This window comes from Nocardioides sp. HB32 (genome assembly GCF_054058995.1).
In genome coordinates this window covers 509,688-536,251 of record NZ_JBSSBS010000001.1, presented here as the reverse complement: position 1 = coordinate 536,251, position 26,564 = coordinate 509,688, and the positions used below count along the sequence as shown (strand labels likewise).

The 26,564-nt window shown below is 68.7% G+C and carries 21 protein-coding genes and 3 tRNA genes; 13 read left to right on the top strand and 11 right to left on the bottom strand.

Translation table 11 applies throughout. The features are described from left to right. The first annotated feature begins 7 nt into the window (after positions 1-7). Together ACVW2K_RS02790 and ACVW2K_RS02785 are read left to right on the top strand one after the other, a co-directional pair. Positions 8-241, top strand: coding sequence for a biotin/lipoyl-binding carrier protein (locus tag ACVW2K_RS02790; protein WP_028638527.1), 234 nt, complete (start codon positions 8-10; stop codon positions 239-241). 131 nt (positions 242-372) lie between these two features. Then, a tRNA-Ser gene (locus tag ACVW2K_RS02785) sits at positions 373-457 on the top strand. A gap of 14 nt (positions 458-471) precedes the next feature. On the opposite strand, the gene ACVW2K_RS02780 is transcribed toward ACVW2K_RS02785, so the two are convergent. Then, the gene (locus ACVW2K_RS02780; RefSeq protein WP_457201453.1) at positions 472-855 is read right to left on the bottom strand and encodes a hypothetical protein; all 384 of its coding nucleotides are present in this window, start codon (positions 853-855) and stop codon (positions 472-474) included. A 110-nt stretch (positions 856-965) separates the two neighbouring features. Between ACVW2K_RS02780 and ACVW2K_RS02775 the strand changes: the two genes are divergently transcribed. From ACVW2K_RS02775 to ACVW2K_RS02765, 3 genes are all read left to right on the top strand, one after another. Then, on the top strand, positions 966-1,418 hold the full coding sequence (locus tag ACVW2K_RS02775) for a hypothetical protein (RefSeq protein ID WP_457201452.1): 453 nt from the start codon (positions 966-968) through the stop codon (positions 1,416-1,418). A gap of 54 nt (positions 1,419-1,472) precedes the next feature. Further along, positions 1,473-1,566: transfer RNA gene (locus ACVW2K_RS02770), tRNA-Ser, on the top strand. 182 nt (positions 1,567-1,748) lie between these two features. Continuing rightward, a complete protein-coding gene (locus tag ACVW2K_RS02765; RefSeq protein ID WP_155992230.1) occupies positions 1,749-1,901 on the top strand; it encodes a hypothetical protein in 153 nt (50 codons plus the stop codon). 149 nt (positions 1,902-2,050) lie between these two features. Here the strand turns inward: ACVW2K_RS02765 and ACVW2K_RS02760 are convergent, their stop codons facing one another. Both ACVW2K_RS02760 and ACVW2K_RS02755 read right to left on the bottom strand, forming a co-directional pair. Continuing rightward, positions 2,051-3,064 (bottom strand): helix-turn-helix domain-containing protein, encoded by a 1,014-nt coding sequence (locus ACVW2K_RS02760; protein WP_028638530.1) that lies wholly within the window; start codon positions 3,062-3,064, stop codon positions 2,051-2,053. Between the two features lie 132 nt (positions 3,065-3,196). Continuing rightward, positions 3,197-5,005: a phosphoenolpyruvate carboxykinase (GTP) gene (locus ACVW2K_RS02755; RefSeq protein WP_457201451.1), complete on the bottom strand. Its 1,809-nt coding sequence runs from the start codon at positions 5,003-5,005 to the stop codon at positions 3,197-3,199. 371 nt (positions 5,006-5,376) lie between these two features. Here ACVW2K_RS02755 and ACVW2K_RS02750 point away from each other — a divergent pair. From ACVW2K_RS02750 to ACVW2K_RS02740, 3 genes are all read left to right on the top strand, one after another. Further along, a tRNA-Arg gene (locus tag ACVW2K_RS02750) sits at positions 5,377-5,449 on the top strand. 128 nt (positions 5,450-5,577) lie between these two features. After that, positions 5,578-6,624 (top strand): helix-turn-helix transcriptional regulator, encoded by a 1,047-nt coding sequence (locus tag ACVW2K_RS02745; RefSeq protein WP_457201450.1) that lies wholly within the window; start codon positions 5,578-5,580, stop codon positions 6,622-6,624. A gap of 135 nt (positions 6,625-6,759) precedes the next feature. Then, a complete protein-coding gene (locus ACVW2K_RS02740) occupies positions 6,760-11,604 on the top strand; it encodes a S8 family serine peptidase (RefSeq protein ID WP_457201449.1) in 4,845 nt (1,614 codons plus the stop codon). Between the two features lie 187 nt (positions 11,605-11,791). Here ACVW2K_RS02740 and ACVW2K_RS02735 read toward each other — a convergent pair whose 3' ends face one another. Next, on the bottom strand, positions 11,792-12,436 hold the full coding sequence (locus ACVW2K_RS02735; protein ID WP_457201448.1) for a TetR/AcrR family transcriptional regulator: 645 nt from the start codon (positions 12,434-12,436) through the stop codon (positions 11,792-11,794). A 110-nt stretch (positions 12,437-12,546) separates the two neighbouring features. On the opposite strand from ACVW2K_RS02735, the gene ACVW2K_RS02730 reads away from it, so the two are divergent. Beyond that, positions 12,547-13,764 (top strand): MFS transporter, encoded by a 1,218-nt coding sequence (locus ACVW2K_RS02730; RefSeq protein WP_457201447.1) that lies wholly within the window; start codon positions 12,547-12,549, stop codon positions 13,762-13,764. A 127-nt stretch (positions 13,765-13,891) separates the two neighbouring features. On the opposite strand, the gene ACVW2K_RS02725 is transcribed toward ACVW2K_RS02730, so the two are convergent. Together ACVW2K_RS02725 and ACVW2K_RS02720 are read right to left on the bottom strand one after the other, a co-directional pair. After that, a complete protein-coding gene (locus ACVW2K_RS02725) occupies positions 13,892-14,749 on the bottom strand; it encodes an alpha/beta fold hydrolase (RefSeq protein ID WP_457201446.1) in 858 nt (285 codons plus the stop codon). A gap of 276 nt (positions 14,750-15,025) precedes the next feature. Further along, complete coding sequence (locus ACVW2K_RS02720; protein ID WP_457201445.1) at positions 15,026-16,072, bottom strand: LysR family transcriptional regulator; 1,047 nt, start codon at positions 16,070-16,072, stop codon at positions 15,026-15,028. Positions 16,073-16,491: 419 nt separating this feature from the next. Here ACVW2K_RS02720 and ACVW2K_RS02715 point away from each other — a divergent pair, with 419 nt between their 5' ends. Then, positions 16,492-17,496 carry an MBL fold metallo-hydrolase gene (locus ACVW2K_RS02715; RefSeq protein ID WP_457201444.1) on the top strand — a complete coding sequence of 335 codons (1,005 nt, stop codon included), beginning with the start codon at positions 16,492-16,494 and terminating at the stop codon, positions 17,494-17,496. 125 nt (positions 17,497-17,621) lie between these two features. Beyond that, positions 17,622-17,837 carry a hypothetical protein gene (locus tag ACVW2K_RS02710; RefSeq protein ID WP_457201443.1) on the top strand — a complete coding sequence of 72 codons (216 nt, stop codon included), beginning with the start codon at positions 17,622-17,624 and terminating at the stop codon, positions 17,835-17,837. 96 nt (positions 17,838-17,933) lie between these two features. Here ACVW2K_RS02710 and ACVW2K_RS02705 read toward each other — a convergent pair whose 3' ends face one another. From ACVW2K_RS02705 to ACVW2K_RS02685, 5 genes are all read right to left on the bottom strand, one after another. Next, the gene (locus ACVW2K_RS02705; RefSeq protein WP_457201442.1) at positions 17,934-20,702 is read right to left on the bottom strand and encodes an AAA family ATPase; all 2,769 of its coding nucleotides are present in this window, start codon (positions 20,700-20,702) and stop codon (positions 17,934-17,936) included. 495 nt (positions 20,703-21,197) lie between these two features. Further along, complete coding sequence (locus ACVW2K_RS02700) at positions 21,198-22,013, bottom strand: alpha/beta fold hydrolase (RefSeq protein WP_457201441.1); 816 nt, start codon at positions 22,011-22,013, stop codon at positions 21,198-21,200. A gap of 157 nt (positions 22,014-22,170) precedes the next feature. Next, positions 22,171-22,764, bottom strand: coding sequence for a peroxiredoxin family protein (locus tag ACVW2K_RS02695; RefSeq protein ID WP_457201440.1), 594 nt, complete (start codon positions 22,762-22,764; stop codon positions 22,171-22,173). A 251-nt stretch (positions 22,765-23,015) separates the two neighbouring features. Then, positions 23,016-23,591 (bottom strand): NADPH-dependent F420 reductase, encoded by a 576-nt coding sequence (locus tag ACVW2K_RS02690; RefSeq protein ID WP_457201439.1) that lies wholly within the window; start codon positions 23,589-23,591, stop codon positions 23,016-23,018. Between the two features lie 168 nt (positions 23,592-23,759). Continuing rightward, a complete protein-coding gene (locus ACVW2K_RS02685; RefSeq protein WP_457201438.1) occupies positions 23,760-24,167 on the bottom strand; it encodes a hypothetical protein in 408 nt (135 codons plus the stop codon). Positions 24,168-24,919: 752 nt separating this feature from the next. Between ACVW2K_RS02685 and ACVW2K_RS02680 the strand changes: the two genes are divergently transcribed. Next, positions 24,920-25,591 carry a hypothetical protein gene (locus tag ACVW2K_RS02680; RefSeq protein ID WP_457201437.1) on the top strand — a complete coding sequence of 224 codons (672 nt, stop codon included), beginning with the start codon at positions 24,920-24,922 and terminating at the stop codon, positions 25,589-25,591. Between the two features lie 221 nt (positions 25,592-25,812). Then, a complete protein-coding gene (locus tag ACVW2K_RS02675) occupies positions 25,813-26,226 on the top strand; it encodes a VOC family protein (protein ID WP_457201436.1) in 414 nt (137 codons plus the stop codon). Positions 26,227-26,564 lie beyond the last annotated feature (338 nt).

The following is a 26,564-nucleotide window of genomic DNA, read 5'->3' as shown; positions in this document are numbered from 1 at the left end:
TCGCAGCATGGCGCGCGAGCAGGTGGTCGAGGTCGTGGCGGAGATGGTGGCCAACGTGCTGAGCGTGGCCGTCTCGCCCGGCGAGGCCGTGGCCGCCGGTGACACGGTCGTGCTGCTGGAGTCGATGAAGATGGAGATCCCCGTCCTCGTCGAGGCGCCCGGCACCGTGCGGGCGATCAAGGTCGCACCCGGCGACGTCGTCCAGGAGGGCGACGTGCTCGTCGAGGTCCTGGTCGGCTGACAGGTCGCTCTGGACCGGGTCGGCGATCGCGCGGAGGGCGGCGACGTGGCCGTCGAACGCCGTCCGCCGTCGTGGACGGCCAGGCGCCGCGGACCCGCCCGGCTAGACTCCACCGGTGCCCGCGGGCACACGGAGGGGTGCCGGAGTGGCCGATCGGAACCGCCTTGAAAGCGGTCGTGGGGAGACCCACCGCGGGTTCGAATCCCGCCCCCTCTGCCGTACTCGGTGCTCTACTCGGAGCCGCCGAGCTCCAGCTCGACCTCGTCGTACGCCAGGTCGTGGAGGCGCTGGACGTGGTGGGAGACGTCGACGAGCAGCCGGTGCAGCTCCGCGCGGACCTCGTCGACATCCTGGTTCTCCAGCACCTGGCGTCCGAGCGCACTGAGCCGTCCGAGCAGCGCGTTGCGCTCGCGGAGCAGCCCCACCTCGCGGGCGGCGAGCCAGCCCTCGCCACCCTGGCCCGTCTCGGCGACCAGCGCGTCACGGACCGCACCCATGCGCTGCCGGACGCCCCATCGCCAGTTCCCGAGCTGGACTCCGGGCCGGCGGAAGGCCTCCAGGGCCTGCTGAAGGCCTTGGATCGCGCTCGTCATCCCGATGGAGGTGACGGTCATGAGAACCTCCCGGAGGCCCGGAGCGGTGGGGGGACTTCGAGTGTCACTCCCGACGGCACCGCCCACAACCCGGTAGCAAGGCAAATTCCGGTGTCTTGTTCAATCAACCCGTGCAGACGTCCGACTATCGGCTCGCGACCGCCTTCGGCGCCCGGTTCGCCGGGGCACTGCTCGTCGCGCTCGCGCTGCTGCTGGCGCTCGCGACGCTGGTCGTCGCGCTCCTGGACCTCTCGCTGGGCCCGGTGGTCGCGATCGGCGTGCTCGGACTGGTCGCGGTGGCGGTCGCGGCGTACGCCGTCCTCCGCCGGGTGCCCGTCGTGCGTCTCGGGACCGAGGGCTACCGGGTGCGGATGGTCCGCAACGTCGGCGCCGACCGGGCGGCCTGGGTCGAGGTGGTCGAGGCCGTGACGGCGACACCGGGCGGCACGCCGGTGGTCGTGCTCAGGCTCCGCGACGGCCGGTCGACGACGATCCCGGTGCAGCTGCTGGCCGCGGACCGGGAGGAGTTCGTGCGCGACCTCCAGGGGCACCTGCAGCACGGCCAGGGCCTGCGCCCGCTCTGAACCCGCCCGATTGGCCGTCGCCCGCGGGGTCCTTGTAGCCTGTGCGGGCTGTCGGGAGGCGTCGCCTAGTCCGGTCTATGGCGCCCGCCTGCTAAGCGGGTTTGGGGCTACAACCCCATCGAGGGTTCAAATCCCTCCGCCTCCGCCAGTCCGCGGCCCCCGGTGCGCCTCGCGCCCGGGGGCCGCGGCCAAATGCTGTATCCGGTCCTGCGCTGCAGAAACCTGCAACGTTGCAGAAATGTGCAATGCACATTTCTGAGGCATCGTTCCATTCGTGCTCAGGGGTGTACCTCGCCCACACTGGTGACACCGGGTCTTCCGTGGGACCCGATGAGCATGAAGGTGGAGAGGGAAATGAACGTTACGCGAAAGGTCGCAATCGCGGTCGTCACCGCGACGCTGAGCTTCGGTCTGCTGGGTATCTCGGCCCCGGCGCACGCCGACAGCAGTTGGAATGGCCGGCCCCCCGCCGGCGGCCGCTGATCAGCTGAAGAACTCGGTCGAGTCGGGGACCCAACTCACCCCCCACTTGTTCGGTCCCAGTGCCACCCCCCCCGGCCCGGCTCGACCACCATGACGAAGGGCAGTGACCTCAGGTCACTGCCCTTCGTCATGTCTGCGCCGGGCGCCGCTCACCCCTCGGCCGCGTCGTCCTCCTCGTCACGACCCGTGATCCCTCGCCGGCCGATCGTGTAGCCCAGCTGGAATCGGGTCTCCGCCTCGAACTCCTCCTTGAGGTCCGAGATGTAGCCGGCGTAGGTGCGAGGGCTGACCCCGAGCCGTTTCGCCGACACCGGATCGGAGTGGCCCTCGATCAGCATCCGCAGCGTCATCGACCGCTGCTCGGCGGCGATGTCCTTCATCACCGACGCCTCGCGGCTGGTGAACGGCCGACCCCGCTCCCAGGCCCGCTCGAACACGTCGACCAGGTAGGCCACCACCGACAACTCACGGACCACCAGGGCGACCCGCACGGTCTCCTTGCTGGGGATGATCGCGACCCGCCGGTCGACGACGATCATCCGGTTGAAGAACTCGTCGACGGTGCGCACCTCGCCGCCGCGCTCCGTCACCTGCGCGACGTACTCCCGCGTGACGCCGTTCCGCCGTGCGCTGTGCTGGTAGAGGGTGCGGATCCTGGCGCCCCGCTCGAGGAGGGCGGTGTCGCGCAGCACGACGTGCGGCATGGTCTTGGTGTCCCGGAGCGCCTGCGGCTGCGCGGTGAGCATCTCTTCCTCGCACTCAGCCATCAGGTTGGCGATGAACGGGTCGATCTCCTCCAGCGGCAGATAGGTGAAAGGTCCGCCAGAGATCTCCTGCGGAGCCTTGCGCCAGGCCTGAGTGAGTGGACCGAAGGCGTGCGCCCAGTGCGACGACTCGCTCAGCAGCCGGGCACCCTCCTGGCCCAGCGGAGACACCACGCGGGACTGGACGGCCGACGGGTCCAACGCATCCCATTGCTCGCCGTCGACACTGAGCTTGGCCAGACCCATGTGGCGGAGCAGATCGAGTGCCTCCGCGAACTCACCGCCCGGGAGGACCCGGGGATCATCGGCCCGAAGTCCGGCCGAGGCCACCATCTCCTCGAACAGGGCGGCGCCGGCTCGCTCGAAGAGCGCGCGCTCCTCAGGCCCGTAGCTCTCCACCCTGCTCGTCCCCTCTCGACCATCCCCCGTAAGTCGAACTCTTGGGGCAGATGATTCCACAGGTGAGACGGGATCGGCCCGTGTCCGGCGCGGACGGGGACGATCGCGGTACGCCGGGGAGCACGTCGGTGGTCAGCCGCCGAGGCGCGCCCGGAGGCCGTCGAGCTCGGTCCACAGCACCGCCGGGAGGTCGTCGCCGAACTTCTCGAACCACTCCTGGATCTGGGGGAGCTCGGCCTTCCACTCCTCGGGGTCGACGTGGAGCGCCGCAGCGAGCGCCTCGGGGGTCATGTCCAGGCCGTCGGTGTCGAGGGCGTCCGGGGTCGGGACGTGGCCGATCGGGGTCTCGACCGCCTCGGCCCGACCGTCGATCCGCTCGACGACCCACTTGAGCACCCGGCTGTTCTCGCCGAAGCCCGGCCAGAGGAACCCGCCGTCGTCGTCGCGGCGGAACCAGTTGACGTAGAAGATCCGCGGCAGCTTCGCAGCGTCGTTGTCCTTGCCGACCGTGATCCAGTGGTTGAAGTAGTCGCCGGCGTTGTAGCCGATGAAGGGGAGCATCGCCATCGGGTCGCGCCGCACCACGCCCACCGCGCCGACGGCGGCGGCGGTGGTCTCCGAGGAGAGCGTCGCACCGAGGAACGTGCCGTGCGTCCAGTCGCGGGCCTCGAAGACCAGCGGGACCGTGGTCTTGCGGCGACCGCCGAACAGGATCGCGTCGATCGGGACACCGCGCGGGTCGTCGTACTCGGCCGCGAGGATGTCGCACTGCTTGATCGGCGTGCAGTAGCGGGAGTTCGGGTGGCTGGAGAGCTCCTCGGACTGCGGGCCCCACGGCTCGCCCTTCCACGAGGTCGCGCTGGCGGGCGGGTTCTCGAGGCCCTCCCACCAGATGTCGCCGTCGTCGGTGAGCGCGACGTTGGTGAAGACCGAGTTGCCCTTGTTGATGGTCTTCATGGCGTTCGGGTTGGTGTGCTCGTTGGTGCCGGGAGCGACGCCGAAGAAGCCGTACTCCGGGTTGACCGCCCACAGCCGGCCGTCCTCGCCGATCCGCATCCAGGCGATGTCGTCGCCGAGCGTCTCGACCTTCCAGCCCGGGATGGTCGGCTGCAGCATCGCGAGGTTGGTCTTGCCGCAGGCGCTCGGGAACGCGGCGGCGACGTACTTGACCGTGCCCTCGGGCGAGGTGAGCTTGAGGATCAGCATGTGCTCGGCGAGCCAGCCCTCGTCGCGTGCCATCACGGAGGCGATCCGCAGCGCGTAGCACTTCTTGCCGAGGAGCGCGTTGCCGCCGTAGCCGGAGCCGTAGGACCAGATCGCCCGCTCCTCGGGGAACTGGACGATGTACTTGGTGTCGTTGCACGGCCACGCCACGTCCTGCTGTCCCGGCTCGAGGGGGTGGCCGACGGAGTGGATGCACGGCACGAACTCGGCGTCGAGCTCCTCCATCCGCTGCAGCACGTGGCTGCCCATCCGGGCCATCACGCGCATCGAGGCGGTGACGTACGCCGAGTCGGTCAGCTCGATCCCGAACATCGGCTTCTCGGCCTCGAGGTGCCCCATCACGAACGGGATCACGTACATGGTCCGGCCCCGCATCGAGCCCTGGTAGAGCCCGCGCATGAGCTCCTTCATCTGCTCGGGGTCCATCCAGTTGTTCGTGGGTCCGGCGTCGCGCTCGTCGACCGAGCAGATGAAGGTCCGGTCCTCCACGCGGGCGACGTCGATGGGGTCGCTGGCGGCGTGGAAGGAGTTCGGCTTGATGGCCGGGTTCAGCCGGGTGAAGGTCCCGGTCGACACGAGCGCGTCGGTGATCCGGGTCCATTCGTCGTCGGAGCCGGTGCACCAGTGGATGTGGTCGGGCTGGGTCATCGCTGCGACCTCGTTGACGAAGTCGAGGATGCCCTGGTGGGTCGTCGGGGCGGTCGTCGTGGCGGTCATGGCGGTTCCTTCTCGCACGTTCGCGGTGGCTCGCTCGGCGTCGTTGTCGGCGACTCTGGTGGGCCCCCGTGGTGCGGCGGCGGACCGTGCCCGACCCCGTGGGTGGGCCGACAGTACCCCCGCACTCGATCGCACTCACATTGGATCGATCAATGCCTCGTGGGGTGCGTCACATCCCTTGTTTTGAGCGGGAAAGTCCCTTCTCCAAGAGCCGGGCTTCGGCCTTTTCCAGACCTAAGAAGGGCGCTTCGTCGGCGCTCGGGCCCCTGACCGGTGCCGCGACCGTGGGCCGGTCGCTGACGGGACCGGATTTCGGCAACCCCGACGGGGTCGGCTATCCTCGACCAGTCGTTCACCCCGGGTGGCGACGGGCGCCTGTAGCTCAACGGATAGAGCATCTGACTACGGATCAGAAGGTTTGGGGTTCGAATCCCTACAGGCGCGCAAGACAACGGGCCCGTGACCTGCGCACTGCAGATCACGGGCCCGTCGTTCCTCGACCGGAGTGCTGGCTCTCCGGCGCCTTGCTGACGGAGGGTGGTCTGGCCGGGCCGGGCGCGAAGGGGATCGGGATGGCTGAGACGGACAAGAGTCTGCTGAGCGCGTTGGGGCTGTCGCGCACCAGCGAGCAGGTGTACCTGTTCGTCGTGCAACGTGGCCGGACCTCGGCGGATGACGTCGCAGAGGCGTTCGGGCTGTCCGCCGAGACGGCTGTCGAGGTTCTCGACGGGCTACGCGACGTCGGCCTGGTGGCGCTTCCCGAGGTTCCTGGCGGCGCCTACGCCGCCGTTGATCCACAGATCGCGCTCGGAGCTGCGGTCGACCAGCTCAACGAGCGGGCGGCAGCTCTTCGCGACCGCATTCCGGCGTTGGTCGAGCAGTTCAGGAGCGGTGTGGCCGGCGAGCACGTGGCGCCGATGACGTTGGTGCTCACAGATCCCGTCGAGGTGGCGTCGTGGTACGCACGACTCCAGCATCAGGTCCGTAGCGAGATGCTCACGTTCGACCGGCCGCCCTACATCTCCCTGGGCATGGAGCCACTGCAGGTGAGCACCATCGCCCGCGGCGTCAGCTGGAGGGTCGTCTACGCCGCGGAGAGCTTCTCCCGCGACGACGCGTGGGACGAGACGGTGCGGATGAGCGAGCAGGGGGAGCAGGCCCGGGTTGCGCCGTCGGTGCCGTTCAAGGTCGTGGTGGTCGACCGCAGCTGTGCGCTGCTGGGGCTCCGGCTCGACGGCATCAGCGTCGAGTCGATGGTGACCGAGTCTCCACCCCTGGTGAAGCTCCTGGTCGACACCTTCGAGGCCTACTGGGAGCGTGCGCTGCCGCTCGGCCCCGGTGGCGCGACGACGTCCGCCGAGATCCGCGAAGCACTAGAACAGCGCGAGCTGGAGCACCCGCCGGCCCCGGGAGGGACGCGCGCGGCGGTGCCACCGACGCGTGAGCAGCAGGCGATCCTCGCGCTGATCGGTGCCGGACTGACCGACGAGGTGATCGCGGCTCGGCTCGGGCTCTCCGTCCGGTCGCTACGCCGTCGGAGCCAGCAGCTGATGCACGACCTGAATGCCGACAACAGGTTCCAGCTCGGGGTGGAGGCCGCCCGCAGGGGCTGGGTCTGACCGGGCGTTCGCGGGAGCTCTCGCAGTGGGGGCGTGGCCTGCTGCGGTCATTGGCAGCGCGATGCCAACGGGTTCGCATAGCGTCCCGGCTCGCGGCCCATCCCGGGTGCCGACCGAACCCTCGAAGGAACGTCTGTGACCAGCCCCCACCCGACCTGGCGACGCCGCGTGTGGCGAACCAGGGCGCTCGGACTTCCCGTCCTCCTCTCCGCAGCTCTCACCGCGTTCGCGGTCCCGGCCACCGCCGCTGACACCAGCACGACGTTGAGGCCCGCCGGCACGCACGGCACCCCGTCGGCCTCGAAGCCCCTCACTCCGACGGCCGGCCGGTCCGGCTACCGGGCCGGCACGTACGTCGTGGTGCTCCGGGACCCGGCCGCAGCCAGCTACCGCGGCGGGATCTCCGGTCTGAAGGCAGCCGTTCCCGCCCGCGGGTCGTTCTCGGCGCGATCCCCGCGGACCCGCAGCTACGTGTCACACCTGGCACGCAGCCAGCGCCAGGTGGCGTCCTCGGTGGGGGTGACCCCACGCGTGTCCTACTCGCTCACGACCAACGGGTTCGGCGCGCACCTGACCGCCAAGCAGGCTGCACAGCTGTCCACGGACCCGAGGGTCAAGCAGGTCGTCAGGAGCGAGCTGCTCCACCTCCAGGACGCCACCACCTCCACCGGCTATCTCGGCCTCGAGGGCGACGACGGCGTCTGGCAGGACCTCGGCGGCCCGGCACAAGCGGGCAAGGGCGTCGTCGTCGGGGTCGTCGACACCGGCATCGCGCCAGAGAACCCGTCGTTCGCGGGCGACCCGCTGGGCACCGACGACGGTCCCGAGCCCTACCGCGACGGGGACTCGATCGTGTTCCACAAGAGCGACGGCACCGACTTCCACGGCATCTGCGAGACCGGAGAGCAGTTCACCGCCGACGACTGCACGCAGAAGATCATCGGCGCCCGTTACTTCATCGACGGGTTCGGTGCCGGCAACATCGGCGACGCGTCGACCGGCGAGTACGTCTCGCCCCGGGACGGCACCTCTCACGGCTCGCACACCGCGAGCACTGCCGCCGGTGACCACGACGTCACGACCTCCAAGGGAACTCACATCTCCGGCGTCACCCCCGCCGCGAAGATCGCCGTCTACAAGGCGTGCTGGTCGGGCAGGAACCCGGCCGGCGAGGACGACGACGGCTGCTCCACCCTCGACCTGCTCTCCGCCATCGACGCGGCCGTCGCCGACGGCGTCGACGTCATCAACTACTCGATCGGCGGAGGCCCCGCCCAGACGACCGACTCCCTGACGGACCAGGCGTTCATGGCGGCCGCGACCGCGGGCATCTTCGTCGCCGCAGCGGGTGGCAACTCCGGCCCGGACGCTTCCACCCTCGACAACGCCGCCCCCTGGGAGACGACGGTCGCCGCCTCGACGTTCCCCGCTCCCGAAGCGACGGTCCGCCTCGGCGATGGCACCACTGCGCTCGGCGCCTCCATCACCGTGCCCAGCGCGGGTGTCGCCGGCAGCTTCGTCTACGGCGCTGATGCGGCGCAGCCGGGCGCGCAGCACCCGGAGCTGTGCGGCACGGGCACCCTCGACCCCACGAAGGTCGACGGCGGCATCGTGCTGTGCGACCGCGGCGTCGTCGCCCGGGTCGAGAAGTCGGCCGAGGTCAAGCGCGCCGGCGGCGTCGGCATGGTCCTGGTCAACACCTCGCCGGACTCCACCGACGTCGACGAGCACTCCGTGCCGACCATCCACGTCGACGCCCGGTACGCCGACCAGCTGCACGCCTATGCCGAGACCCCTGGCGCGACGGTGACCCTGGTGGCCGGCAACGCCGGCGCGGACCCCTCGGCGCCCACCCCTCAGATCGCGGGCTTCTCCTCTCGCGGGCCGGTCGAGGCCGACGGCTCCGACATCATCAAGCCGGACGTCGCCGCCCCCGGCGTCAACGTCCTCGCGGCCGTTGCGAACCCCCAGGACGGGGGCCCTCGTTGGGGCTACATGTCCGGCACCTCCATGGCGTCCCCGCACGTGGCGGGCCTGGCTGCCCTCTACCTCGGCTCGAACCCGGGCGCGTCCCCGGCTGAGATCAAGTCGGCGCTGATGACCTCGGCGACCGACACCGTCGACGCCGAAGGCCGGCCCGACCCGGAGCCCTTCGCCCAGGGCAACGGCCAGGTCGTGCCCCGCCACTACCTCGACCCCGGACTGGTCTACCTCAACGATGCCGACGACTGGAGCTCCTACCTGGCCGGCCTCGGTGAGGCCACGCCGTCCGGTGTCTCACCCATCGACGGGTCGGACCTGAACCTCGCCTCCATCGGCATCGGCAGCCTGCCCGGTCGGCAGACCGTGACCCGCACGGTCACCGCGACGCGCCCGGGCACCTTCACGGCCACGGTCACCGGCCTCGACGGAGTGCAGGCAGACGTCCAGCCCTCGACCCTGACGTTCGGCGAGGCCGGTGAACAGCACACCTTCACCGTCACGTTCCTGCGCGACGATGCGCCGCTCGGCGAGTTCACGACCGGGTACCTGACCTGGTCCGACGGCAGGACCGACGTGCGCAGCGCGCTCGCGGTCCGACCGGTCGCGTTCGACGCACCCGCCGAGGTCGCCGCCGGCGGCACCAGCGGTTCGGCCGACGTCACGGTCAGCGTCGGCGACACCTCCGACGTCCCGCTGACGGTCGAGGGCCTCGCCCACGGCTCACGGGTCGAGGGCACGGGAACCGTGGGCGGTCCGACCCACCGGTACGCCGTCACCGTCCCCGACGGAGCGACGTTCGCCCGGTTCGATCTCGACGCGGCCGACCAGACCGGCGACGTCGATCTGCTCGTCTACCGGGTCGACGAGTCCAGCGGCAACGTGTGGTTCGTCGACGCGTCGGCGACCGACAGTCCCGACGAGGAGCTGGACCTGGAGCAACCGGTCCCCGGCACCTACATCGCGGAGGTGAGCTTCTACCGCGCAGGCCAGCAGCAGGGCGACGACCTCGACTACGCCCTGACCAGCTACGTCGTCGATCCGTCGACCACGGCAGGCGGCTTCCACGTCAGCCCGGACACCATCCACGCCGACGTGGGCGACACGCCCACGCTGACCGCGTCTTGGAACGACCTGGCGCCCGGCCCGTACCTCGGGGTGGTCCGGTTCGGTGACACCGGCATCAGCACGGTCGTGACCGTCGACGCCGGCACCGACACCCCTGCTGAGCCCGGGACCCCGACCCTGACCGTCTCCCCTGACGCGAGCGGTTGGGTCGCGCGCACCAACGACCTGCGCGTGACTGCGTCCGGCCTGACACCAGGGGTGACGTACGCCGCAACAGTCGGAGACGGCACCGTCCTGCGCACCGGCAAGGCGTCGGCGAACGGCGCCATCGACTGGATGATCACCATCACCGCCGACGTGCCGACAGGTCCGAACACGCTGACGCTGACGGGGGCGGGCACGACCCTGCACGCGCCCTTCCGCGTCACACCGGTCAAGATCGCCGACGCCGCCCCCTTCCCGTGGACGGCGTTCAACGGCAAGGCGTTCGCACGACTCGACGTCGAGTACGCCGGCTACGGCGACATCCAGTACCGGATCCAGTCCGTGGGTGGTGGCCACGTGTACGCGGAGAAGACCGTGCACGTCAACGCGTTCGAGGGTGCGACGACCTGGTCGTACAGCAGCGACTGGTCCGCGATCGGAGACGAGGATGTCGAGGGAGTCATCACCCCGGTGATGCCGGACGGCAGCGATGGGCCCAGCTTCACGACGGCACCAGCGCCGGTGGACCACTTCGACGCCGGCACGACCACGTTCACGCCGACGAACAGCGACCCGAACGTCGTCGATGTCAGCACGGTGAACAACTCCTTCACGCAGTACTCCACGATGGTCCGCTACCACGGCTGCGACGGCCGCTACGTCGTCGCCTTCGGATTCGTCCCGGTGGGCACCGGAACCCAGCGGTGGAACCTGACCGGGATGGAGGACGTCGACGTCGTCGACCAGTTCGGGCAGGTGATCGCCACCTACCGGAACCCGGCGGCTACCGGCACCTGCGACCCGTCGAAGATGTCGATCTCGCAGAACTACTGGGCGACCATGACCGCCACACCGCACGGCGACCCGTCGTACGACCCCGCGAAGCCGATCACGATGGAGGTCAGCAACCGGTACGCCCCGCACAGCGGCGGTTTCAACCTCGCTGTCGGTGAGGGCACCCAGCGGTTCCAGCAGCAGCCGTTCTACACCGACGAAATCCCCACGGATGTCATCCAGGAGCGCGGGCCCGTCCTCAGCCGGTCGGTCCCGGTGCCCGAGGGCTCTCCGCTCTGGGCGTCCTCGGACTGGGAGGAGTACGTCGACCCGCCCGGCATCCTGTTCCTGCGGACCGCGTGGGTGCTCGTCCCGGCGCTGACCGTCCACGACCTCACCCCGGAGGTCGGCACACCGCCGGTCACGCCGATCAGCGGCGTGACCCCGACCGTCGAAGGTGAACCCGTCGTCGGGTCGACACTCCGCGCCGTGCCGAACACGTGGAGCCCGGCAGGAGTGCGGCTGGCCTATCAGTGGCTGCGCGACGGTAGCCCCATCGCTCAGGCAGCCAGCCCGAGGTACCACCTCGTCGCGGCGGACGCCCTGCACCAGGTCACCGTTCGTGTCACCGGCACCCTGGACGGCACGGAGCCGGTCAGCCGCACCAGCCGGCCCGTCAGCGTTCGCCTCGGGGCGTTCACCACGGCCCCGAAGCCGACGATCACCGGCACGGCGGCTCCAGGGCACCGACTCACGGTCCGTACCGGTGCCTGGGAGCCGGCCGCCGCAGAGCTGGGCGTGGTCTGGTACCGCGACGGCCACCGGATCGGGCACGGGATCCACTACCAGGTGAGGCGAGCCAACAGACACCACCGGATCACGGTGGTCGTGACCGGACGGCTCGCCGGCTATCAGCCGGTCTCCCGGACCAGCGCGCCGGTCCGCGTCCGCTGACCGTCGAGGTCGACCGACGCTGCTGCTCCAGCAGGCGACTCCCGTCACCTGTACCTCGAACTCCCTCGGCCGGGCGACCCCCGCGCCCGGCCGAGGGGCGACCCGGCAGCTGCCCCAAGGTCGACCCAGGCGCCGACACCCAGACGGCGCCGGCCGGCAACCGCGCCTCTGACTGAGGAGCGCGGTCTCACCGAAGCGCGTCGACCGTCTCGGGCCCCCCCGCCGCGCTCGTCGGAGGCTGGTGCCGCGGTGAGCGTGCCGAGCTCTCGAGCAGGCGAGCAGCGAGGTCTCGCGCCACGGCAACCGGAGCCGCTCCGTGGTCGAGGTGTGACGTCGACACCGCGCCGTCGTAGAGGACTTGAAGCTGGGTGGCCACTGCCGCCGGATCGGCGAAGCCTGCCTGGTCGGCGAGGTCCACGAAGAGACCGTGGAGCCAGCCTCGGAACTCGCGTAGCGCCTGGGCCTCGACGCCCTCCGCAGCTGCTTCGGCGTTGGCGTTGACGAACGGGCAGCCGTTGTACGTCGGAGACGCAGCCGCCTCGGCGAGGGCATCGAAGACGGCCAGCAGCTTCTCGAGCGGGTCGTCCATGCCTTCCTGGTGTGCTGCGATGCGTTCACGACGCTGGTCGGCGCGGCCCTTGAGGTAGGCGGCCACGAGCTCGTCCTTGCCGGCGAAGTTGTAGAACAGCGAGCCCTTGGCCACGCCGGCTTCCTCGATGAGTCGGTCGATTCCGACGGTGTGCACGCCCTCGGCGTAGAACAACCGGTCGGCAGTCCGCAGCAAGCGCTCGCGGGCACTGGTCCGCGTCGTCGAAGGCCGGGAGTCGGTCATGTGACCAGCGTATCAGACAGATCTGTCTAACACGCCTTGACTTTCTTAGACCGATCTGTCTAACTAGGCGCACAACCACCGTTTAGACAGATCAGTCCAAGGAGTCGCACGTGTCATCCACCGTCCGTCCCGTGACCGCCTTCGCCGGCATCGCCTCGATCTTCGCCCTCTTCTTCCTCGCCGCGGGCGCCCCGACCCCTCTCCTGGCGTTGCGCCAGGCCCAGTGGGGCTTCTCCGCCGGGCTGCTCACGATCGCCTTCTCCGTCTACGCCGTCGCTCTGCTCGTGGCTCTGCTGGTCGGGGGGTCGCTGTCCGACCACCTGGGTAGGCGCCCCGTGCTGCTGGCGGCGCTGGCCGCCGAGACCGTCTCCATGGTCGGCTTCCTGCTGGCCCCCTCCATCGGCTGGGTCATCGCGGCCCGCGCCGTTCAGGGCCTGGCCACCGGGTTGGGCACGAGCGCCTTCAGCGCAGCGGTTGCCGAACACGCACCATTGCACCTGAAGAAGCTGGCTGGCGGCCTGGCCGCGGCGTCCGTCGCGGGGGGGCTCGGTCTCGGGGCGCTGCTCACCGGCGCGGCCATCCAGCTGTCCGCGGACGCCAACACGGTCGTCTTCGCCACCCTGACCGTGCTCATGCTCCTGGCCTTCGCGTTCGTCCTCAGAACCCCGGAGACCGGTATCCGCCGTCCCGGCGCAGCTCGCTCCCTGGCGCCGACCGTGTCGGTCCCCACAACTGCCCGCGGGGAGTTCCTCGCCAGCATCCCGGTGCACGTGGCCGGCTGGATGTTTCCCGCGTTCTTCCTCGGCCTGTCCCCGGCCGTCCTGCGGCTGCACTTCGGCCTGACCGGCGGCCTGGTCATCGGGTTCACCGCCTTCGTGGGGCCGTTCTCGGCCGCGCTGGCCGGCTTCCTGTTCGCTCGCCACGACCCGCGCCGGGGGACTCTGGCCGGCCTGGCCCTGGTCCTGCTCGGGATGGTCGTGGTTCTCACGGGAGTCACCGCCACCGTGCTGCCGTTGGTGTGGCTCGGCGCGCTGCTCGGCGGGGCGGGATTCGGAGGCACCTTCGGTGGGCAGATCCGCCTCTTGGCTCCCCACGCCAGCGCCCACGACCGCGCAAGCCTGTTCTCCGCCGTCTACACCGTGGCCTACCTCGCCTTCGGGGTCCCGGTGGTCGTGGCGGGCCAGCTCGCTCCCCGGTGGGGACTGATCCCGACCTTCGAGTCCTACGCCGCTTCCGTCATCGCCCTCGCCCTGCTGGGTCTGGTCGTTCAGAGCGTCCGAGCGGCGCGAGAGCAGCAGCTGAACGAGGCCGTATCGGCCACTTCCTGACCCGAGAGCACCGCCCGCCGCAGCGTGCGCATGTGGTGGGCAATCGACCAGCCCACGACCTGGAGAGCGAACGTGCGGCTTTCGCCCGAGGGCGTCCGCTCGCCTGCAACACGGTCAGCTCGATGAATCAGTCAGCGGTAGCTCGGGCTGCTTCGAGGATGACAGCTGTCACGGCCCTGGGTCGAGACACCAGGCTGAGGTGACCGGCGCGGACGCGAACCACCGTGGATCCGGCACGCTCAGCCATGGCGCGCTGGGTGGCCGGGGGGATGATCTTGTCGCGCTCGCCGAGTGCATACCAGGACGGCAGCGACTTCCAGGCGGGGGCGGAGGCGGGCTCGTTCAAGGCGCTGCCCGTCACCGGCCGTTGGCTGGCCCACAGCGCGTCAGCTCGACGGGTCGGAAGGTCGCTTGCGAACGCGGTCCGGAAGAAGTCTTGTTTGAGATAGATCTCCACGTCACCTTCAGGGCCGCCCGCGTAGGGAAGGAAGTCGAAGATCGACGTGGGATCGGACACCGCCAGCGCTGAATCGGGTCCGGCAAGACCTCCCAGGGCCTCGCCCTCTGCGGGAGCGAAGGCGTCGACGAACACAAGTGCTCGTACGTCGGGGTCGAGGGGCATGTCACTGATGACGCCGCCGCCATAGGAGTGGCCGACCAGGACGATGGGACCGTCGATCGCGGCGACGAAGTTCGCCAGGTTGCTCGCGTCGTCGGCCAGGCTGCGCAGTGTGACAGCAGGTACCCGTACCGGATAGCCAAGGCGCTGCAGCCGCTGGGCGACTCCACTCCAACTCGAGCCGTCCGCCCACGCCCCGTGCACGAGAACCACGGTCGGCTTGTGGCCGACTGCCGCCCCTGAGCCGGCCGGGGTGGTTGCGACCGCCATCGTCGTCGGACCGGCGAACACGAGTGTCCCAACTAGAAGAACCACGAGGATGCCTAGCCGACGGCGCAGCTGGCCGAACTGGATGAGGATTGACATGGCGTGGCCTTCCTAGACGGGATCCCAGGTGCGTGCGGCGCTGTGCCGGAGGATGGGACACATACCGATGTCACGACTCTGGCCTCGACGCGCTTTCCTCGCACCCGTGTTAACCCCGGTCCGTGCTCACCGGCAGGCCGCGATGTCTCGCTGGCTCCGCGAGTGAGTGGGCACTGGTGCCGGCTCACGAGATCGCCGGCCGCCAGGAAGTTGTTCAAGGAGAGGGTTCGCGCTGCAGCCCGCCGTGCAGGCTGGCGGCCGAACGGAGTCGAGCCGTCAATGTTCCGGTCCAGTCGTGCTGAACGACGGACCAAGGCGAGCAGTGTGATTCACCCCGCTGCGGCGCGGTGCCTCGGGATCTCGGGGCCGAGGTACCGCGAGTCGTATCCGGCTCACGGCCGACGCCGCGGCGACGAAGTTCATGAGGGCACTGGACATATCGCCATTGCGCCAGACCACCCGACCCTCGAGGAACCAGGGTGGGTCGAACGGCCGGATCTCGCAGGTGCCTCGGAAGAGATCGGCGACGGGTTGGCTCAACGCTGTGAGCCCACCCTCCACACCGATCTGACGCGCCATCGTCTCCTGGGCTCGTACGTTGACGTTGACTTCCCGGACCGGGGGGTCGACATACCCAGATCCGTACAGCTCCTCGATGGTGTAGTCGAAACTGGCGGGTGAGTACCCCCGTTCGAACAGGGTCACCGAGGTCCCACGCAACGCCTGCCCTCGTGTGACGCTGGCGTGGGCTGCGAGTGGATGTTGTGGAGCAAGGGCGGCGAAGACCTCGGTTGCCGCGACCCCGATCGAGCGCAGCCCGTCGCTGTCAGTGGATCGGTCCAACAGGTACGACCACGTGAGCACGGCGTCGACTCGTCGCTCGAAGAGTGACGCGATCAGGTCGGCGTGGCGCATCGCGGCAATCTGTACCTGCAGGTCGGGAAATGTGGCGCGACACTCGGTGAGGAACGGCTCGAAGGCCGATTCCGCGTCGAGCAGGGCAGCCAGCACCAGATGTCCGGGGTTGGAGCCGGCCGCGTCGCGCGCCTCGTCCACCGCGGACGCTGCCTGGTGCAGCAGTTGACGGCTGGATACCGCAAAGACCTCGCCGGCTGCAGTGAGGCGCACGCGGCGCGTGTCCCGTATCAGCAGTTCAGCCCCGACGAAACGCTCCAGCGCTTTGATCTGTTGGGAGAGCGACGGCGGAGAGATGTGGAGCCGCTCTGCGGCACGGCTGAAGTTCAGCTCCTCCGTCACGGCGAGGAAGTAGTGGACCTGGCGCAGGTCGACCGGGTTGCTTCCTCCGTGCCCGGGAGATTCCACTACCGCTTCGTCTCCTCCGCACTGGTCGAATGACCCACCGCCCCCGGCTCCATCACGGTATGCCGGGCGGCGAGTTCTTGGGAAGGCAATCGAGTCGATCGTCTTACTGGTCGGACGGCCTCCTCGGCAACGTCGTGCAGGCGAGGGAGGTCGAGCGTGTCCGTCACGCGTGTCCGCTGCCCCGGAAGCCGAAGGCGACCGGCGCGCGACGGACTTCGGTCTGGAACCAGGTGCCCGGACCGGGGAGTGCCCGGGCGCGAACGTCGACTCTGCGGGGAAGGATCTCCCGCATCGGTACCGAACGGTGCACACCGGCAGGAGTGCGGAAGGTCTGCCGCCGGTCTCCGCCCGCTGAGCGCTCAGTTCGCTTGTCCGCGCGGCCCGATCCTTTGGTCTCAGGCCAGGAGCCAGGAGGAAACATGTCAACGACCACAGACAACCCTCGTCACGCGTCTGGCATAGCGTGCTTCTCCGAGGACGCCACGAGGCTGCGAGAGCGGCCCACTGCCCTCGTTCCGGAGGCCGCGAAGGGCCCGGCTGTCCCGGCTGAGGGGTACGTGCTGGAGGAGATCGCAGATGGCATCTTCTGGCTCGGCGACGGCACCTATCAAACGATGTTCGTGGTCACGGGCGAAGGCGTGATCGCCGTCGACGCGCCGCCGACCCTCGGGCACAACATCCTGCGGGCGATCGACCGGGTCACGCAGAAGCCCATCACCCATGTGGTGTACAGCCACCACCACTCGGACCACGTAGGAGCCATGTCGATATACCCGCCCGGGGTGCCCCGCTACGCCCAGAGGGCCACCGCCGAGCGGCTCAGGCTGTTGGACGACCCCGACCGACCGTTGGCCACCGAGGTTTTCGACGAGACCGTGACCATCGACGCCGGCGACCACACCCTGCGGCTCGACTACCCGGGTCCGAACCACAGCGAGGGCAACAGCTTCATCTACGCGCCGGAGCAGCGGGTGCTGATGCTGGTCGATGTGATCTTCCCCGGGTGGGTGCCGTTCTCGAACTTGGCCCTCTCCGCATTCGTGCCGGGATATGTACGCGCACACGAGCAGGCGCTGGACTACGAGTTCGATCGTCTGGTCAGCGGCCACGTAACCCGTACGGGCACTCCTGAGGACGTCCGCGTCCAGCTGGAGTACATGCACGACCTGGGCGCCACGGCAGAAGCCGCGCTCTCGAGCGTCGACCTCGCCAGCATGATGGCGTCGATCGACACCGGCAACAAGTGGGCGGTCTTCCGGGCCTATCTCGATGCTGTCGCTGCGCAGACTGCCGACGACCTGGTGCCTCGCTGGAAGGACCGCCTCGGCGGCGCTGACGTTTTCACCCTGCCCAATGCCTGGGCGATGGCCGAAACCCTTCGACTGGATCTCAACTCCCTCGGCCCCTTCGGCACCACACCTTGACTGGCTCGCTGTCGTACCTCGGCCCGCATCTCAGCTGTGGCACGACGTCGTCCCGCGAGGGTCCGAGTCGTGAGGAAAGAACCCCGAACTGCCGGCGCAGGGCCGGCACACAGGAGACAACTGACATGAGCACTACCGACGAGGTGGCATCGTTAGCGGCACTGTTGCATGAGACAGCCGAGCACCACGACATCTTCGAGAAGGCCTCCCCACCACACGACTGGTGGGACTGGTACGCGGCGTACGCGCACGCGCGCCAGACCGGCAGCACGGCCGATCAGGCTGCTCAGATCGCCCGCCGCTACATGGCCGAAGTCAAGCATGTCGTGGCGCCGGAGTGACCGTGCAGACAGGAGCAATCTCTGGGGCGGGCCGGCGCGATCGGGCGCCCCACCTCGATCATCTTCGTCGTCGTCTATCGACAGCCGGAGACCGCCTCAGGAGACGGTGGTGGGTAGGGCCTTGAGCAACCGCGAGCGACCGGTGATCTCGAGCTTCGTGAACACTCTTCCCAGATGCCATTCGACAGTGCGAGGGCTGATGAACAGTTCCGCGCCGATCTCGGCGTTGGTGAGGCCGTCCGCTGCCAAGCGGGCGATTTGAAGCTCCTGCGCAGTGAGGTCCCGTCGAGAGTCATCCGTCCGCTTGCGCACGGTCGCCCCGGTCGCCGCGAGCTCACGGCGTGCGCGCTCGGCGAATGCGTCCATGCCCATAGCCGTCAGCGCAGCGTGGGCCGTCCGCAACTGCTCACGTGCCTCGACCCGGCGACCGGCACGACGCAGCCACTCGCCGAACACGAGTTCGGCGCGGGCAAGTTCGACGGCCACCGGGGTCTTCTGGAGTCGCTCGACCGCCTCTCGGTACAGGGGCTCGGCCTGGTCCCCGACACGAAGCAGTGCCTCTGAGCGTGCCTGGACTCCAAGCGCCCAGTCCGTGCCGGCGGATCGGGTCATCGCGGACAATTCCTCGAGAGCGGCGTCCCCTGCCGCAGATTGCCCGGAGCGCGCCGCCGCTTCGACGAGCTCGATCAGTCCCCAGTTCGACACACCGACTTCCTGCGGGCAGGCGGCAGCGACACGGGCAGCCTCGAAGGCAGACGAGTAGCGGCCGACCGCGTTGCACAACAACGCCTGCGCCCAGTGCGTGAGCGCCACGCCGATGCCCTCGTCGCGCGCAGCTATGTTCTCCATGGCGATCGCGATCAATGGTGCTGCTTCATCCACGTGCCCCCTGAAGGCGGCCAGGCCGATGGCGCCGTAGCTTGTGACTGCAGTCCCCGACACCTCGGTAACCGTTCGGATCTCCTCGACCAAGGCCGACGCGGCGTCCAGATCACCGGCGAACAGGTCGACGAACACGCGGGTATCTAGAGCAAGCGGTAGCGAGTTGAGTGCGCCGTAGTCCCGCGCGAGCTTCACGTGCCGACTTCCTAGCTTCTCCCAACCTCGGTGGTCCCACAGAACCGACGCCGCGAGCGTGGCCAACCACAACGACCTCAGCCCCTCTTCCGTCGACCCCGCATCGGTGTCGTACGCATGGACAGCCTCCTTGAGCGACGGCACTGCGGCGGGATAACCGTCGGTGACCAGGAGGGCCAACCCTCGGAGGAGCACGTCCCCACGTCGTGGCGGGGTGGGGACCGGCGCGCTGAGGGTCGCCTCGGCGACAGCGACCGCCGGAGGCCCGGATGTCAGGCGGCCCGCGAACACCGCAGCGGTCATCGCGTCCACATAACCGTCCAGTGCCAGTCCCACGTCGAGCGGTTCCAACCGGCGCGCGGCGGTGAGGAGCACAGGCAGGGCTTCGTTGCCGCCGTTCGCCGCGAAGCCGATCCGGGCGCGGAGCAGATCTGCCCGCGCACGTTGGAGTGCGCTGAGTGGAGCCAGGTCCGCCGCGGCCAGCATGCGCAGCGCGCCGCCGAACGCGCCAGCGTGCAGCATCGTTTCCGCGGCACTGAGCTCGCGCCGGCCACGCTGCGCCGCGTCTGGCGTCAATTGCACCGCCCACTCCATCAAGGCGGCTGCGGCGACGAACCCGCCTAGTGCGAGCGCTCGGTGCGCGGAGGCCTCCAAGGCGGTTGCAACCTCCTCGTCGGGTCCGGCAGCCGCGTGGGCGCGATGCCACGCCTGTCGGTCTGGGTCCACCTCTGGATCCGTGACATCCGCGAGAGCGCTGTGCACCGCCTGACGCTCCCGCGGCGGCGAGGATCGGTAGACGACCGAGCGCAGCATCGGGTGCTTGAAGCGCACCCGTTCACGCAGCTCGATCAGACCAGTCGCTTCGGCCGTTCTGGCCGCGTCCATGCCGACGCCGAGCCTTTCGCACGCGAGCCACAGGAGCCCGATGTCGCCGAGGGGTTCAGCGGCCGCAGCGAGCAGCAGGCGACCAGCCTGCTCATGCAGGGGTTCGAGCTGGTGCAGAAAGCTCTTCTCGAGGGGGCTCGTCATCGTCATCGTGCCCGTGTCGTTCGCACCGAACATCAGCTCCGTCGCCGACAGAGACCGCGGCAGGTCGAGCAGCGTCAGTGGGTTCCCACGCGCCTCGGCCAAGATCCGAGTACGCACGCGCAGGTCCAGGGGACCTGGCAGAGCCGACGCGAGGATCGCTTGCGCCTCGGTCTCGTCGACGCCCTGGAGCGTCAATTGCGGCAAACCCGCCCATCTCGTGTCGTCGGTCGTTCTGGCTGCAAAGATCAGAACGACCGCCTCGGCCGCCAACCGGCGGGCCACGAAGACCAGGGCCTCTGCTGAGGGCTCGTCCAGCCACTGTGCGTCATCGATCAAGCAGAGCATGGGCTGCTTGGTGGCGCCGTCCGTCAGCAGGTTGAGCAGACCAAGACCGACGAGAAATGCATCAGGGGAGGCGCCTGCGCGCAACCCGAGTGCGGTTCCGATCGCGTCGGACTGCGGTCTCGGTAGCCCCGATAGCCCGTCCAAGAGGGGACCGCACAACTGCTGTAATCCAGCGAACGGCAGATCCATCTCGGACTGGACGCCTGCGATTCGCAGGGCTCGCCATCCCGAGGCGGCGTCGGCCAGGTAGTCCATCAGGGCTGACTTGCCGATCCCGCGCTCTCCGCGAACCATCAGCACCCCGCCGCGTCCGGCGTGGGCGGCGTAGATCAGCTGGCACAAGATCTCGCATTCCCTGCGCCGCCCGCGCAGCGGACGCTGGCTGGTCGATAGGTGATTCGTGGTGCCGTTCACGTCCGCCTCCAGGCGTGCGTGCGGAAGTCTGGCGAGGATGGCCGAAAGGAAGCGACCCGAAGCGCTGCGCGTTCCTCGTTCCCGAGGCCGGCGCGGTGCTTGTGGTCCTTGTGTTGTACGTGGCTTGTCGAGCTTTGCTTGTCACCGTTCGATCATCTTGAGCCCGGCCTGACGTTGGCGTCTCCACGCGCACGCGCACCGCATCGCCTGGAAACCGAGCGAATCCCGAGCCCCGCTATCCCACCTGTTCGAAGTTGCTTGGCGATGACCAACACGTTTCCACGTGCGTTCCCGTCGGTCTACGACTCTCTGGCTCACGCACATGACGCTCATCCTCATGATGCGGTCGTCTGGACTGAGCACCGTGGTCGTCGGCCGCACGTCCTCCGGGCGCCGACACATGAGATAGGTCAGATGTCACCTGTCCGAGCAGCGCGCTCGATGAATGCCGGCGTCCGTGGTCGGAGGACGCGGAGGTTGATGCGTCGATCGTCTTTACAGTGATAGGAAGTCGTTCACGTCGTCCGCGAACTCCGTGTGATGGTGGAAGAGGAACCCGTGGGCGGCGTCGGGGTAGATCTTGATCCGAGCGTCCGGGAGCAGTCCAGCCAGCAGGTAGGAGTACCGAGCCGGGATCATCGTGTCGCTGTCACCGTTGGCTACGAAGACGGGGTGTCGGATCCCCTGCAGCCGCTCGAGCATGGCGTGGTTCGGAACGCCCCATTCGGTGACGGCGTCGTACTGGGCCTGGCGCGTCTGCCAACCCGTGGGATCGTCACGTCCCTCGCGTCGCTCCCCGTAGATCCGACCCAGGAGAGCCCGACCCGCCTCGAGTCCTGCCGGGGTCCCGGGAAAGAACGTTTGCAGGTAGCCCTCGGGAGAGGGCTCCCGCCCGCCCACGGCATCGATGACGTCTGCACGCCACCCGTGGATGCCTGGAGCGCCGCGCGGTGCGCCGGACGCGAGCACGAGCCGGTTGACCATGTCCGGCCGATGCAGCGCAACCTCCTGGGCGACGAAGCTGCCGATGGAGAAACCCAGCAGGTTGACCTGGTCGAGTCCGAGTGCGTCGACGAACTCGATGGCGTCCTCGGCCATGGCGGCGATCGTGCTGGGCGTGCGACCGCTGGTCGCTCCGACGCCGGTGTTGTCGAACGCGATCACCGGACGACCGGTTGCCAGCGCATCGATGAGCGCCGGGTCCCAGTTGTCCAGGTTGCCGCGGAAGTGTTGCAGCAGGACCAGCGGCATCGCCGCGCGATGAACGTCCAGAGTCCGATACGCGTAGCGGACGTCATTCTCGGCGGTCACGACCTGCGTCTCAACCCTCGAATACCTACCCATCTGAACGTCCTTCGCCCTTACCTGACCTCCAGCCTTCAGGACACGTTGGCGGGGGTCTCAGGTCGCCCGACCGTGGGACACGTCCTTGGTCCAGGTGTTGCGACTGTGCGCGAGATGAGGGTGTTCATTCGGCGGACGCGAGCGATCGCTCGCGCTTGTCCCAACCGTGAAATGGTGCAGCGTCGCCTGAGTCCCATGCCTCGCGTAGGCCAGGCGCGGCCAGATCCCAATCCGGGCGGACCTCCATTGTCGCGGCCCGCAGGTCGCGCCAGAGGTCGGCAAGTGACGGCCGCCCCCAGAACCAGTAGCCGTTGTAGATGCTGTGGACGATCAGCCCCGGTTTCAGAACCAGGGTGTGCGGGATCATCGGGTCGTTCTTCGGGTCGGTGTACTCCTGGATGTCGAGATCCTTCTGGACGATGCGACCCGGATCGGACAGAAATGTCCACTGGGCCCCGACAGAGGCGCGGAACTCCAGGAGCGAGTAGTGCTCGTCTGTGGAGATCGTGACGATCCCCGTGTAGGCGACTGCGAGCTTTGATTGGAAGGCGGCCAGTTCAAGGTGCTGCTGGTGCTCTTTTGGGCAGTAATGACCACGCGCGAGTGTCAGGATCAGGGGATCGGATCCCTGCAGCTCACTCAGCGTGCGGACGGTGCTGGTGTGGTCGGGCAGAGCGAAATCAGGGAAGGTGCTGCCGGGATGAACGTCGGAACGCATGGGCGTCCTCCTCCTGATCGGTTGCCGCCGAAGGTTTGGATGGATGGGGTGGCCGCCGACACCACCATGGCGTCGACGGCATTCGCTCGCGCCCGTAGTTTCCCTGGTGTGGGCTGATCCGCGACGTCGCATCGTTGCCGCGCCGTAGCCGCTGGCGCCAGGTCAGCGACAACTCGGCGCGGCTCCGCGGCTTCGGCGAACACGAACCGGACCCCACTCGCCAGCGCTGGCGCGAAGGACGGATGCGGGTGTCAGGGAACGAAGGCGAACCCACCGCTCCACGAAATCCTGTCGGCCGCGGCCAGGGTGATCTGGAGGAGGCCCAGTGCCTCGAGATCTCGGACGCGCGCAAGGGACCCGGCATCGACCGCTGGCAGTCCGGCGTCCGCGACGATCGCAGCGACCAACGACTTGGCCTGCACGTCGTCGCCGGCGATCAGCACAGTGGTCGGGTGCGAGCCGACCGTTCCGGCGGTCAGCGTGGCTGAGAAGTTGGTATTGAATGCCTTGACCACGCGCGATTCGGGAAGTTCGCGGGCGATCTCCGCGGTCGCCGAGGTGTCGGGGGCAACGGTGAGCCGGTCGAGAGTTGTGAAGTCCAGTGGGTTGGTGATGTCGACGACCACCTTGCCGGCCAGCTCGCGGCGGCGTTCGATGATGATCTCTGCAACCGCGGAGTGGGGTACAGCCAGGACGACGATGTCGCCTGTGACCGGCGTCCCGGCGTTGCTGCGGTCGAAGAGCTCGACGGTGTTGCCCCCTCGGGTTACGAGGCCCGCGATGGCCTGCCCCATGCTGCCGGTTCCGATAACGCTGACGTGTGTCACGTGAATCCGCTCCTACCAAGGTCTGTCCCAGCGTTCGTTCGGCCCACCGAGCGAGGGGTGGCGTCGAGGTGCAGCGCGGTCTCAATGGTCCGCGAGTAGGGGCCAGCAAACGTTCACGTGGGCTGCCCTCCGAGCGCGAGTGGGTGCGGAGCAGAGAAGCGAGGTCTCCTAGGAATCTGCAGTGGTCGCCACGGGCGGTGCGGGTTCGCTGGCGAAGTACGGGGCGAGCTCGGTGCCCGCGTACTTCTCTCCCATCAGCGTGGCGAAGAGCAACACCGAGCTGCGGGGTCGGTGGTTCACCACGAGGTGCTGCGCCTGCCCCTTGACATTGCGTGCCACCGTGACGACGACGCGGGTGGGTTCGCCGTGGATGCGGCACGTGTACTCCTCGATGAACCCGTTGTCGCCGTAGTCGCCCACATAGCTGAAGGTCTGGTTCTCATAGAGCTGGCGAGCGTCGAGCACGAGGGTGCGGACCGAGTCGGCGCCTTCGAGGGTGCCCTGGATGGCGGCCCCTTCCCCGGTGACGTCATCGGCCAGGTTGTCGAGCCACCACGGGTAGTAGGACTCTCCCATGTACGTCATCCATTGCCTCCTTCTGAACCCGGCACAAGACAGGGCTCGGTGGATGTGTGTGCGTGTGCGCCTGTGCGGCAACCGGCCCGACGGCGTCGAGGATGAAGGAGTGCCCCGCCCCCGGCCACGCTGAGCGCCAGGGAGCTTCCGCCCGTCCCGTTGTCCCACCACCACCCACCGCTGTCGCGATGACCAGTCGTCCAGCCGACCAACCCTTGGCGTGCTTGCTGGGTGACGAGCGGCCACTCCCACGCTGTCCACGTTTGCCACTTGCCGTCGGTTGTCTTCTCGGTCACTCAAGTCTCCTGGCCGTTGGTGGCTTGTCGCGCCCGGGTATCCCCTGGGTTTCTGTCGAGCTCAGCTCCCACGACGCGGTGGGAGAGCAGCGCAGCCGCACCTCCTCTGATGGCGCGGCACGACCTTCCCCCACGCCTGCTAGCGGCTACCCCTATGGCGGAGGAAGCGGTTTGACAGCACGTGGGAAGTCACCGGCGCCGCCGGCTCGAGGCCTGTCCACGAGTTGTACGCCGACCATCGGGTGGCGACGGCCGCTGGCTGAACCCCCCGTTGATCCGGGTGCGCACGGCGTCGGCGTCTCGTCACCCGCGCGACTCGGTCATGTCCCTAGGACCCGGGCTCAGACCCGGGTATGCCCGGGGTCGAGCAAGAGGGTTCTCGCAGATGATCGAGGGAAGCCCTGCTTCTCGCAGATTTCAGACCCGGAGGGATCTGGTATGTGGACCACAACTGGCATGTCGACGAAGAACAAGCTGACGTTGGGGGCGATGGGAGGAGTCCTCTGCGCTGCAGGCGCACTGGCAGCGGTCCCAGCGAACGCCGCGACGCCCGGGTGCGCGCCGCACTGCATCCAGGTCTTCAGCGCCAGGTACGGCTCCCCGACCGACCCTCGATTCGTCGAGACCGTGTATCGCGGCACCGCGGCCGTGGGTACCCCAGCGATCCTGGCGCCGCCGAGCACGACCGACCCCGCCGGCGACATCATTGTGAGTGCCGCCGGGACCGTGACGTCCTTCTACGAGATCGGCATGGTCTCCGCCGCCATCAATGAGCACTACGGCCCCTTGGACGCGGTCCAGCTGGAGTACGCGCCCAACGGTGTACCCACTGGTCTTTGCTCAGGCCTGCCGGGGAAGCCCCACCAGAACTCGGGCCTCACCTTGCAGCCGTGCGACACCCCAGGATCGACGGTCTTCATCCTCGACGTCACCGACTCGCCGTCCACCGCTCCGCTGTACTTCCCCATCGTCATGGGCAACACGACCAACTTCAGACACCCGTTCGCGATGACGCTGGTCGGTAACCCGGCGCACAAGAGGGTGCCGCAGATCAAGATCAAGCGTCTGAGGGGGAACCCGGACCACGTCTGCCGCAACCAGCTCTGGAGCGCGAACGTCTTGAACTGACGCTCACGGCCGGCAGGAGCCGTCCGATCGCCGCCGATCTGGCGGCACAGCTGTCGGGTCGTCCACCCAGCCCGCCGGGTCAACGCCCTGGAGAGGCCCACCCTCGCGACACGAGCGCGACATCTCGACATCCTCACAACCATCAGTACGCAGAAGGAGCCGTCATGACCGTCACCAGCATTCCTTCGCCGCCCCAAGGGCAGGACCTGGCGCGAGTGCCCATGAAGTTCGAAGTGACCCGCATCCCGATCACCGACTTCGACCGGGCGAAGGACTTCTACCAGCGCCTGGGGTGGCAGCTCGACATCGATCTCCAGTTCACCGAGCAGGTGCGCGGTGTGCAGTTCACTCCGCCCGGCTCCCCGGCCTCGGTCCAGTTCGGCCCGCCCGCGGGTCCTCCGCTGGAGGGTCTGCTGTTGATCGTCGACGACATCGAGGCCGCCCACGCCGAGATCGGGAGTCGCGGCATCGAGATCAGCGACGTCTTCCACGCTGCACCGGGTGGACAGCCCGAGCCCGGGCGCGATCCGGAGGGTCGCTCGTACGTCAGCCAGGCGGCGTTCTCCGACCCGGACGGCAACACGTGGGTCCTCCAGGAGGTCACCGAGCGCATTCCCGGCAGGATCACTCTCTGAAGCCGGCAGTCGCGTCGCCCACCGCAAGCATCGGGAGCATCGACCCGACACCCTGAGCGAACCTTTCGAGCAAAGCCGGGCCCCAGCCGACCTGCCGTACTGGTGGTCGGACAGCACGGTCATGGAGGCGACCATCCCGGGCGGGGCACGGTCGCCCTGTCAAGGGACGGGAGTTCGCCGTAGCATCGGGTGCAACCTGCTCACGGAGCCGCCGGGTCGCCGGCCACCCTGTGATGACCTCGCAAGGGAGAGGGCGGAAGGCCGTGGACGCAGACGTGCACGAGGCAGCCTCTCCAGGGTCGGGGCTGCTCGACCGGGGGAGCGAACGCGCCGGGCTC